The sequence below is a fragment of the Actinomadura sp. NPDC048032 genome (genome assembly GCF_040653175.1).
In the GTDB taxonomy this organism is placed as follows: Bacteria; Actinomycetota; Actinomycetes; order Streptosporangiales; family Streptosporangiaceae; genus Spirillospora; species Spirillospora verrucosospora.
Map to the genome: position 1 here is coordinate 1 of NZ_JBEZJP010000309.1, position 10,022 is coordinate 10,022.

A 10,022-nucleotide genomic window follows, 5' to 3' on the forward strand; every position below is an offset into this window, starting at 1 on the left:
GGCGAGGCCGCTGCACACGGTGATCCCGCCGGGCAACTCCGGCTACGCGGCCGTCAACCACTACCCCACGCCATGCCCGCGACCAGCAGGCCGAGGGTCGGCACCAGCCAGAACAGCGCGACCAGGACCAGCAGCGCCTGCGCGGCGCCGCCGCCCGCCCTGCCGACGATCCGCGCGGCCAGGCCGCGCCGCGGCGCTCCCGCCGCGCCGCCGCCCTCCGCCCCGGAGGGCGCCTGCGGGGCCTTCTCCGCGGTGCTCATTTGCGCTCCTGCCGCATTCTCCGGATGTTGAACAGCATGGCGGGCAGCACCAGCACGAACAGCAGCACGGCGATGGCGCTGCCGGAGCCCTGGTCGTTGCCGCCGCCGAACGACTCGGTCCACATCTGCAGCGCCAGCACGCTGGCGTTCGGATCGCCGCCGCCGATGATGTAGACGAGGTCGAAGACCTTCAGGACGTTGATGACCAGCGTCACCAGCACCACCATCAGGACGGGCGCGAGCAGCGGGATCGTCACCCGCCGGAACACCTGCCACTCGGTGGCGCCGTCCACCCGCGCCGCCTCCAGGGCGTCGCGCGGGATGGCCGCGAGCCCGGCGGCGATGAGCACCATCGCGAAGCCCGACCACACCCACAGGTACGACCCGATGATCGCCGGGGTGATGAGGGTGTCGCCGAGCCACTCGGCGCCCTGGTAGGCGGTGGTGAAGTTGTCCTTGGGCAGCCGGATCGTGTACGTCCCGGCGGGCACCTTCCGCATGGTGAAGGTTCCGTCGGCCTCCGTGGTGGCCTTGGCGACGACCTTGCCGCCCTGGACCGCCTCGACCCGGATGCCCGGCAGACCGGACTCTCCGGAGTTGGGGGCGTTCTGCTGGCCGCCCCCGCCCCGGGTGAAGTCGAACCAGACCGTGCCGGTCAGCCGGCCCGGCCCGGCCGCCGGGGGCGGCGCGGCGGGCTCGGCGCCCTTCGGGAGGTACTCGGGCTTGATCTTCAGCAGCGGGACGAGCGCGCTCTGCCCCGCCGAGTACGGCCGCACCGAGACCACGGCGCCGCCGTCCTGCCGGACCGGCGAGTTCCCGCCGTTGCGGGGCCCGGCCCCCGGGTAGGTGGTGTCCTGCCGGAACATGTCGTGGACCGCGACCATCGCCGCGTTCGCCACGCCCTTGTCCGGGTCCTGCTGGTACACCAGCCGGAAGATCACGCCGGAGGCGAGGAACGAGATCGCCATCGGCATGAACACCACGAGCTTGAACACCGTCGCCCACCGGATCCGCTCGGTGAGCACGGCGAACACCAGGCCGACGATGGTCACCACGGTCGGCGCCACGACGACCCAGATGGCGGTGTTGCGCACCGCCACGAGGTTGTCGTGCCCCTTGAAGACCCCGGTGTAGTTGTCGACGCCGACGAACGAGCCGCCCGAGGCGTCGAAGAAACTGCGGATCACCGAGTAGACGATCGGGTACACGACGAGGAAGCCGAGCAGCAGCAGCGCCGGCAGCAGGAACGTCAGGGCCAGCCACGACGGCGGGGTCAGCCGCTCGCGCGCGTTGCGGGCGCCCCTGCCGGCGGGCGGCGCGTCGATGGCGGCGGCGCCGCCGGCCGTCGCGGCCGGCGGCACCTCCTCATTCGGAGCCTTCATCCAGGGATTCCCTACTTGTAGGCCCTACTTGTACGCCTTGGCCGCCTCGGCCTCCAGCTTGGCCTGCGTGCCCTTGACGTCGGTCGGGTTCTGCACGAACTGGCGCAGCGCCTCCCACTCGCCCTTGCCGGGCGTCGCGCCGAACGCGGCGGGCGCCAGGTCGGACATGTCGTAGCGGGCGGCGTCGCCGGCCTGCTGGAGCTGGGTGATCAGCTGCTTGGCGATCGGGTCGGAGTAGGCGTCGGGCTTGACGTTCTTGTTCGGCGTCAGGTAGCCGCCGAGCCCGGCCCACACCGTGCCCGCCTCGGGCGAGGCGAGGTACTTCATGAGCTCCTGCGCGCCCTTGCCGTCCTTCAGCGCGACCGCGACGTCGCCGCCGAGGATCGCCGGGGCGGTGCCGCCGGCCTTCGGGAACGCGAAGACCTTGGCGTCCGTGCCGACCTTGGCCTTGGTGGTGCCGATGTTGGCGGCGGCGAAGTCGCCGCCGTAGACCATGGCGGCCTTCTGCTGGCCGAACACCTGGGTGACCGACTCGTCGAACTTGGTCTTGGTCGCGGTCGCGACGCCGCCGTTCAGGTAGTCGGGCTTGCCCCAGACCTCGGCGAGCGTCTGCAGCGCCTTGCCCACGCTCGGGTCGGTCCACTTGATCTCGTGCTTGGCGAGCTTGTCGTAGTTCTCCGGCCCGGCCTGCGACAGGTAGACGTTCTCGAACCAGTCGGTCAGCGTCCAGGAGTCCTGCGGGCCCGCGGCGAGCGTGAACGGGGTGGTGCCCGCGTCCTGCAGCGTGCCCGCCGCCTTGGTCAGGTCGGCCCACGCCGCGGGCGGCTGGACGCCGGCCTCGTCGAACGCCTCCGGCCGGTACCACAGGATCGACTTGTAGGCGGCCTTGACGATCACGCCGTAGGTCTTGCCGTCGGAGGAGCCGAGCTCCTTCCAGTACGGCGCGAAGTTCTGCCCGACCTGCGAGACCACGTCGTCGCCCAGGGGCTTGAGCGCCCCCTTGCCGGCGTACTGCTGCATGAGGCCCGGCTGCGGCAGGATCGCCACGTCCGGCGGGTTCTTGGCCTCGATGCGCGGGCCGAGGTAGGCGTCGGTGTTCTCCCCGGTGGAGGCGTAGTTGACCTTCGCCCCGGTCTTCTTCTCGAACGCCTGCAGGACCTTGCGGAAGTTCGCCTCCTCCGGACCGGTCCACTTGGCCGCGACCTCGATGGTGGTGCCCTTCAGCTCACCCCCGCCGGAGGGCGACGACCCGTCCCCGTCCTTGTCGTCGCCGCCGCAGGCGGCGGCCGCGGACAGCAGCAGTCCCGCCGCGACGGCGACTCCCGTCACGCGCCTGCCGACGCCGGCGGAGCCGTGTCGGGGGGTGCGGGGGGAGGTCCCCCCGCCGGTAAAGCTGACCCTCATTCCTCATCCTCCCTGGCCGGAGCGGCGTCGCCTGTTCCCCAGATCGACGCGCCGGACTCGATATCGAAGAAGTGCAGGCGTCCGGTGTCGACGCGGATCGTCACCGGGTCGCCCACCTTCACGCGGGTGCGCGGGCTGAACCGCGCGACCAGGTCCGTGCGGGGGCTCTCCAGGTCCCCCAGCACGTCGGTCCCCGCGTCGCGCGCGAGCTCCTTGGTGTCCTCGGTGACGACCTGGGACGCCTCGATCGCGAAGTGCACCAGCACGTCCGAGCCCATCGCCTCGACGAGGTCGGCGGTGGAGGCCAGCCCGGATCCCTCGGGCGTCTCCACGAGCTCGGAGTCCTCCATGTCCTCGGGGCGGATGCCGACGACGACGTCGCCGCCGAGGTGGGACGCCAGGGCCGGGCGCTCGGTCATCACCTCGGCCGGAAGCGCCAGGGTCTGGCCGCCGATCTCCAGGCGCGGGTTCTCCGCGTCGCCGGACAGCGTGCCCTGGACCAGGTTCATGGCCGGTGAGCCGATGAATCCGGCGACGAACAGGTTCGCCGGCCGGTCGTAGAGCTCCTGCGGCGCGGCGACCTGCTGCAGGCGCCCCTTCTTCATCACCGCGACCCGGTCGCCGAGCGTCATCGCCTCGGTCTGGTCGTGGGTGACGTAGATCGTGGTGACGCCGAGGTCGCGCTGGAGGCGGGCGATCTCGGCGCGCATCTGGACGCGCAGCTTGGCGTCGAGGTTGGACAGCGGCTCGTCCATCAGGAACGCCTGCGGCTCCCGGACGATCGCGCGGCCCATCGCGACGCGCTGCCGCTGCCCGCCCGACAGGTTGCGGGGCTTCTTGTCCAGGTAGTCGGTCAGGCCCAGGGTCCGCGCGGCCCGGTCGACCTTCTCGCGGATCTCGGCCTTCGGCAGCTTGCGCAGCGACAGGCCGAAGCCGATGTTGTCGCGCACCGACAGGTGCGGGTAGAGGGCGTAGCTCTGGAACACCATCGCGACGTCGCGGTCCCGGGACGGCACCCGGTTGACGACCCGCCCGCCGATCGTGACCTCGCCCTCGGAGATCTCCTCCAGCCCGGCGACCATCCGCAGCGCGGTGGTCTTGCCGCAGCCCGACGGGCCCACCAGGACGAGGAACTCCCCGTCGGCGATGTGGAGGTTCAGGTCGGTCACGGCCCGCGTGCCGTCGGGATAGACCTTCCCGACGCTGGTCAGGTCGACCTCTGCCACGGCGTCTCCTCTTCGTCACGGCACGTCGATGCGGAAGAAACTCGACTTACTCCCGCGTAACAGTGCAACAAGGAGGTACAGGGCCGGACACCCGGATCGCAACCGGCGGAGGCACGCTCCGGCGCATTTGATACAGAGATCGTTACCGAGCCGTTTCCGTCTCAATTTGCGCTGCCCGAAAACAGCACGTGGGCATGAACGCAAACCCGTTCATGCCCACGGTCGTCCGGGCGCCCGAACGCGCCGGACCGGCGTCAGCCCACGACCACCAGCCCGCGCTCGGTGACGTTCATCGGCGCGTAGCCCTCCTCGGTGCACACGACGATGTCCTCGATGCGTGCGCCGTGCGGGCCGGGGTAGATGCCGGGCTCGATCGAGAACGCCATCCCGGGCTCCAGCGGCTCGCGGTTGCCGGCGACGATGTAGGGCTCCTCGTGCGACTCCAGCCCGATGCCGTGGCCCGTGCGGTGGAAGAAGTGCTGGCCGTGCCCGGCGGCGGCGATGATGTCGCGGCCCGCCGCGTCCACCTCCTCCGGCGTCGCCCCCGGCCGCACGGCCTCGCAGGACGCGCGCTGCGCCTCCTCCAGCACCGCGAAGTACGCGCGGTACTCGGCGGGCGGCTCGCCCACGCAGTAGTTGCGGGTCGAGTCCGAGCAGTAGCCGCTCGGCATCGTCCCGCCGATGTCGACCACCACGGGCTCGCCGGGACGGATGACCCGGTCCGACAGCTCGGCGTGCGGGTTGGCGCCGTTCGGGCCGGAGCCGACGATGACGAAGTCGACCTGCGCGTGCCCCTCGGCGATGATCGCGTCGGCGATGTCGCGGCCGACCTCGCGCTCGGTGCGCCCGGCCCTCAGCAGGTCCGGGACCCGGCGGTGCACCCGGTCGATCGCCTCCCCCGCCTCGCGCAGCGCCGCCACCTCCGCCGCGCTCTTGCGCATCCGCAGCTCCCGCAGCACGCTCCCGGCCGCGACCTGCTCGGCGCCGGGCATCGCGCCGCGGAACCGCAGCGCCATCACCGCCCACATCCGGTCGGCCACGCCGACGGTCCCCACGTCCCGCGGGAGGCGGCCGGCCACCAGCGCGTAGGGGTCGTCGGTCTCGTCCCACGGCACCAGCTCCAGCCCGAGGGACCCCGCCGGCGACTCCTGCGCGGCGGGAAGCTCCAGCCGGGGGACGACCAGGAACGGCTCGCCGCCGGCCGGGACCACCAGGCAGGTGAGCCGCTCGAGCTGCTTGGCGTCGTACCCGGTGACGTACCGCAGGTCGGGGCCGGGTGTCAGCAGGACCGCCCCGAGACCCGCCTTCGCCGTCGCCTCGCGCACCAGGCCGACACGCTCGCGCGGATACAACTCCGTTGTCACATCCGTCTCCATATCCCAGCTCCTCTCCAGTGGCCGGTACCAGGATCCCAGGAGCGTCCGGGCGCCGGTGACCCGGCCCGCGTGGCAGCATGTGCCCCATGAGCGGGCTGATGCTGCTGGACACGCCGTCGTTGTACTTCCGCGCCTTCTTCGGGGTCCCCGAGTCGGTGACGGCCCCCGACGGGACCCCGGTGAACGCGGTGCGCGGGCTCGTCGACATGATCGCCCGGCTCGTCCAGGACCGCCGGCCGGAGCGGCTCGTGTGCTGCATGGACGCCGACTGGCGCCCGGCGTTCCGGGTGGAGGCGCTGCCCTCCTACAAGGCGCACCGGGTGGCCGAGGACGGCGGCGACCAGACGCCCGACGCGCTGGAGGCCCAGCTCCCGGTCATCGAGCAGGTGCTGGACGCCTTCGGGCTGGCGCGCGCGGGCGTCCCCGGCTACGAGGCCGACGACGTCATCGGGACGCTCGCGGTGCGGGGCGCGGCCGACGGGCCGGTCGACATCGTGACCGGCGACCGCGACCTGTTCCAGCTCGTCGACGACCGCGCCCCCGTCTGCGTGCTGTACACCGCGCGGGGGATCCGGAACCTGCAGGTGATGGGCGAGAAGGAGGTCGCGGCCAAGTACGGCATCCCGGGCCGCGGCTACGGCGACTACGCCACGCTGCGCGGCGACCCGAGCGACGGGCTGCCCGGCGTGCCGGGGGTCGGCGACAAGACCGCCGCCGCGCTCGTCACCCGGTTCGGCTCGGTCGAGGGGATCCTCGCGGCGCTGGACGCCGGCACCGACGAGGGATTCCCGGCGGGCGCGCGCCGCCGGATGGAGGCGGCCCGCGAGTACCTGGCCGCCGCCGAGACCGTGGTGCGGGTCGTCACCGACATCGACGCCCCCGAGCTGGCGGGCCTGGACGACCGGCTGCCCGCCGAGCCGCGCGACCCCGAGGCCCTCGTCCGGCTCGCCGACACCTGGAACCTGTCCAGCCCGGTCAACCGCCTGCTGAACGCGCTCTCCCGCTGACCGCTCCCGGGTGCAAGTTGCGCCGAGAGTGTCAGATGACACAGACAGCGCGGTCTCCGGCGTGCAGCATTCGGAGCGGTGAGGGGTTCTCCTTGGCACATGAAGGCGACCGGTACCCGCGGCACTTGGGCCTCAACGCCCCACTCCCCCCAATTGCCGCGGGTACCGGTTAATCCGAACCCCGGACCGGAGACGGACGTGCCGTGACCGAGCGGACCCGACCCCGCGGCGGCCTCGCCGCGGGCCCCGGCGGCGGATTCTGGGCCGCGCTGGACGGCCCGGAGCGCGCGGCGCTGCGGGCCGCCGGGCGGGCGCGGAGCTACCAGCCGAGAACGCCCCTGTGCTACCAGGGCGACGACTCCGACCACATCATCGTCATCGAGTCGGGCTGGGCGAAGGTCACCTGCGCCGGCGAGGACGGGCGCGCGGTCGTGCTCGCCGTGCGCGGCCCCGGGGACCTGGTCTGCGAGAGCGCGGTGCTCGGCGGCCGCGAGCGGTCGGCGACGGTGCAGGCGCTCGACCACGTCCGGGCGCTCATCGTCCCGGCGGCCCGGTTCACCGCCTTCCTGGACGCCCACCCCCGGGTGTGGCGGCTGGTCAGCGGCACGTTCGTGCGGCGGCTCGACGACGCCGACCGCAGGCTGCGGGCGCACGTGTCGGCGCAGGGAGCCCGGCGGCTGGCGATCCTGCTGTCGGGCCTCGCCGAACTGTCGGCCCGGCACGCCCCGCCCGCCGCCGGCGGCGCGGTCGCGATCGGGCCGCCGCTGTCCCAGGAGGAGCTCGGCAGCTGGATGGACGCCTCCCGGGAGACCGTCGCGCGGGCGCTGTCCACGCTGCGGCGCGAGGGCCTGGTCAGCACCGGCTGGCGCAGGATCACCGTGGAGGACCCGCCGGGCCTGCGCGCGTTCGCGGACGCCCCGGAGGACTGAGGCCGCCCGGCCGGAACCGAGCGGCCGGGCCGGCGCCTTTACATTGTAGATTCACAACGGGATCGGGGGGTTCGTCCCGTACGCTCGGTCGTGTGCCGCGCCGACCGCTGCGACTGCGTACCGCCGAGGCCGACGCCGAGGTCCGCGCGGGACTCGACCGGATCCGCGCCGAGTTCTCGGTGCCCGGCGCGTTCCCGCCCGCCGCCCTCGCCGAGGCCGCCGCGTCCGCGCCTCCCCTGAACGGCCGGGCGGACCTGCGCGACGTCCCGTTCTTCACCCTGGACCCGCCCGGCTCGCTCGACCTCGACCAGGCGATGCACCTGGAGCGGCGCGGGTCCGGCCACCGGGTGCGGTACGCGATCGCCGACGTGGCGGGATTCGTCCGCCCGGGCGGCGCGCTCGACGCCGAGGCGCGCGCCCGCGGCGTCACGCTCTACCTGCCGGACGCGAGCTCGCCGCTGCATCCGCGCCCCCTGTCGGAGGGGACCGCGAGCCTTCTGCCGGGCCGGGAGCGCCCCGCCGTGGCGTGGACGATCGACATCGACGACGCCGGGCGGATCACCGGCGTCGACGTGCGTCGCGCCCTCGTGCGCAGCCGCGACCGGCTCGACTACGCCACCGCCCGCCGCGGCGACGGCGACCCGCGGATCGCGCTGCTCGGCGAGATCGGCGAGCGGCTCATCGCGGCGGAGGCCGCGCGCGGCGGCGTGAGCCTGCCGCTGCCCGAGCAGGAGGTCGTGCACGCGGGCGGCGGCTGGGCGCTGAAGCTGCGCGGCGACCTGGCCACCGAGGCGTGGAACGCGCAGATCTCGCTGCTGACCGGGCGGGCCGCGGCCCGGCTGATGCTGGACGGCGGCGTCGGGCTGCTGCGCACCATGCCGCCCGCGCCGGCCGAGGCGGTCGAGCGGCTGCGGCTGGCGGCCCGGGCGCTCGGGGTCTCCTGGCCCGGGGACGCCTCCTACGGCGACATCGTCCGCGCCCTGGACCCGGCGCTCCCCCGGCACGCGGCGTTCCTGCACGACGCGGCGGGCCTGATGCGCGGCGCCGGCTACACCGCCTTCGACGGGGCGCCGCCGGAGCAGGCCGCGCACGCCGCCGTCGCGGCCCCGTACGCGCATGTCACCGCGCCGATCCGGCGGCTGGCCGACCGGTACGCCACGGAGGTGTGCCTGGCGCTGGCGGCGGACCGCCCCGTCCCGCAGTGGGCGCGCGAGGCGCTGCCGCACCTGCCCGAGGCGATGCAGCGGGCGCTGCGCCGCGGCGCCGACATCGACCACGCGTGCGTCGACCTGGTCGAGGCGCTGCTCCTGCGCGACCACGTCGGGGACGTGTTCGACGCGGTGGTGGTGGACGTGAACGGCGACCGCACCGGCGGGCGCGTCCAGCTGGTGGCGCCGCCGGTGTTCGGCCGCTGCGACGGGGAGGGTCTGCCGCTCGGCGAGCAGGTCAGGGTGCGGCTGGAAGAAGCGGACATCAGGACGTCGCTGCCGGCCAGGCCGCCGCCGCAGACGAGGTCGGTGACGGGCCGCCCCATGGCCGCCTCCACGCCTTCCAGCAGGTCGCACACCGAGTGCGCGAATCCGTCGATGACGCCCCGGGCGAGCTCGGCCCGGGTGGTGGACAGGCTCAGCCCGGAGAGGAGCCCGGTGGCCTCCGGCGCCCAGACCGGCGTGCGCAGCCCCGCGAGCGCGGGCACGAACCGCACGCGGGACGGCCCGGAGTGCTCCCCGGCCAGTTCGGTCAGCCGCCGGGGCGACTCGAACAGCCCGATCTCCTCGCAGAGCCAGCGCACCGCCGAGCCGGTCGTCGCGGCGAACCCCTCCAGGCTGAACAGCGGCACGCCGCGCGAGCGCCAGGCGACCAGGGTCAGCACGCCGGGCACCCGGTCGCGGTGGGCGGGCGGCCGGTCGCCCGCGACGGCGTCCAGGAACGTGCCCGTCCCGTGCACGCACATCGCCTGGCCGGGCCGGTGCGCGCCGAGCGCGACCATCGCCGCGTGCTGGTCGCCCATGACCGCCAGGATCGGCAGCCGCACCCCGAGGACGGACGGGTCGGTGGAGCCGAAGTCCCCGTCCTCGTCCACGACGGACGGCAGGATGTCGGGCGGGCAGCCGAGGAAGTCCGCCCAGGGCCCGTACCAGCCGCCGGTCCGCAGGTCGTAGGCACCGGCCGCGACGGCGTTCGTCGCGGACATGACGTGCCGGGCGCCGCCGGTGAGCTTCCAGACCAGCCAGGTGTCGATCGACCCGAACAGCAGCCGGCCCCGCTCGTGCGCCCGCCGCGCCTCCTCGTTCCGGGCGGCCTTCTCCGCCGCCCACAGCAGCGGGGCGCGGGAACCGACCGGCATGAAGGAGCCCGCGCTCGGGCTCGTCCCGGACCTGACCGGCACCAAGCCGCTGGTCGAGATCGTGGGGATCGGGCGGGCCCTGGAGCTGTGC

At 73.9% G+C, this 10,022-nt stretch carries 7 protein-coding genes and 3 pseudogenes; 4 read left to right on the top strand and 6 right to left on the bottom strand.

The features are described 5' to 3' along the window. Positions 1-53 precede the first annotated feature (53 nt). From AB0C69_RS30280 to AB0C69_RS30300, 5 genes are all read right to left on the bottom strand, one after another. Positions 54-260, bottom strand: coding sequence for a hypothetical protein (locus tag AB0C69_RS30280; protein ID WP_360358493.1), 207 nt, complete (start codon positions 258-260; stop codon positions 54-56). Beyond that, entirely contained in the window at positions 257-1,642 is a 1,386-nt protein-coding gene (locus AB0C69_RS30285; protein ID WP_360358494.1) for an ABC transporter permease subunit, read from the bottom strand. The genes AB0C69_RS30280 and AB0C69_RS30285 overlap by 4 nt, the downstream gene beginning before the upstream one ends. Before the next feature lie 24 nt (positions 1,643-1,666). Next, the gene (locus AB0C69_RS30290; protein WP_360358495.1) at positions 1,667-3,046 is read right to left on the bottom strand and encodes an ABC transporter substrate-binding protein; all 1,380 of its coding nucleotides are present in this window, start codon (positions 3,044-3,046) and stop codon (positions 1,667-1,669) included. Then, entirely contained in the window at positions 3,043-4,272 is a 1,230-nt protein-coding gene (gene ugpC, locus AB0C69_RS30295) for a sn-glycerol-3-phosphate ABC transporter ATP-binding protein UgpC (RefSeq protein ID WP_345183024.1), read from the bottom strand. The genes AB0C69_RS30290 and ugpC overlap by 4 nt, the downstream gene beginning before the upstream one ends. A gap of 254 nt (positions 4,273-4,526) precedes the next feature. Beyond that, entirely contained in the window at positions 4,527-5,648 is a 1,122-nt protein-coding gene (locus AB0C69_RS30300; RefSeq protein WP_360358496.1) for a Xaa-Pro peptidase family protein, read from the bottom strand. Between the two features lie 86 nt (positions 5,649-5,734). Here AB0C69_RS30300 and AB0C69_RS30305 point away from each other — a divergent pair, with 86 nt between their 5' ends. The 3 genes and pseudogenes from AB0C69_RS30305 to AB0C69_RS30315 all read left to right on the top strand — a co-directional run. Then, complete coding sequence (locus AB0C69_RS30305; protein WP_345183022.1) at positions 5,735-6,655, top strand: 5'-3' exonuclease; 921 nt, start codon at positions 5,735-5,737, stop codon at positions 6,653-6,655. A gap of 203 nt (positions 6,656-6,858) precedes the next feature. Then, positions 6,859-7,584: a Crp/Fnr family transcriptional regulator gene (locus tag AB0C69_RS30310; protein WP_360358497.1), complete on the top strand. Its 726-nt coding sequence runs from the start codon at positions 6,859-6,861 to the stop codon at positions 7,582-7,584. A gap of 179 nt (positions 7,585-7,763) precedes the next feature. Then, positions 7,764-9,005: pseudogene (locus AB0C69_RS30315) on the top strand (RNB domain-containing ribonuclease); the annotation flags it as partial. A 107-nt stretch (positions 9,006-9,112) separates the two neighbouring features. Here the strand turns inward: AB0C69_RS30315 and AB0C69_RS30320 are convergent. Beyond that, positions 9,113-9,931, bottom strand: a pseudogene (locus tag AB0C69_RS30320) (FGGY-family carbohydrate kinase); the annotation flags it as partial. Between AB0C69_RS30320 and AB0C69_RS30325 the strand changes: the two are divergent. Further along, positions 9,930-10,022: pseudogene (locus AB0C69_RS30325) on the top strand (enoyl-CoA hydratase/isomerase family protein); the annotation flags it as partial. The pseudogenes AB0C69_RS30320 and AB0C69_RS30325 sit on opposite strands and share 2 nt — an antisense overlap.

What these genes read in the sequence shown, in the direction of transcription:
- AB0C69_RS30280 (WP_360358493.1), bottom strand. Translation starts at nt 260, where the DNA reads ATGAGCACCGCGGAGAAGGCCCCGCAGGCGCCCTCCGGGGCGGAGGGC.
- AB0C69_RS30285 (WP_360358494.1), bottom strand. Translation starts at nt 1,642, where the DNA reads ATGAAGGCTCCGAATGAGGAGGTGCCGCCGGCCGCGACGGCCGGCGGC.
- AB0C69_RS30290 (WP_360358495.1), bottom strand. Translation starts at nt 3,046, where the DNA reads ATGAGGGTCAGCTTTACCGGCGGGGGGACCTCCCCCCGCACCCCCCGA.
- AB0C69_RS30300 (WP_360358496.1), bottom strand. Translation starts at nt 5,648, where the DNA reads ATGGAGACGGATGTGACAACGGAGTTGTATCCGCGCGAGCGTGTCGGC.
- AB0C69_RS30305 (WP_345183022.1), top strand. Translation starts at nt 5,735, where the DNA reads ATGAGCGGGCTGATGCTGCTGGACACGCCGTCGTTGTACTTCCGCGCC.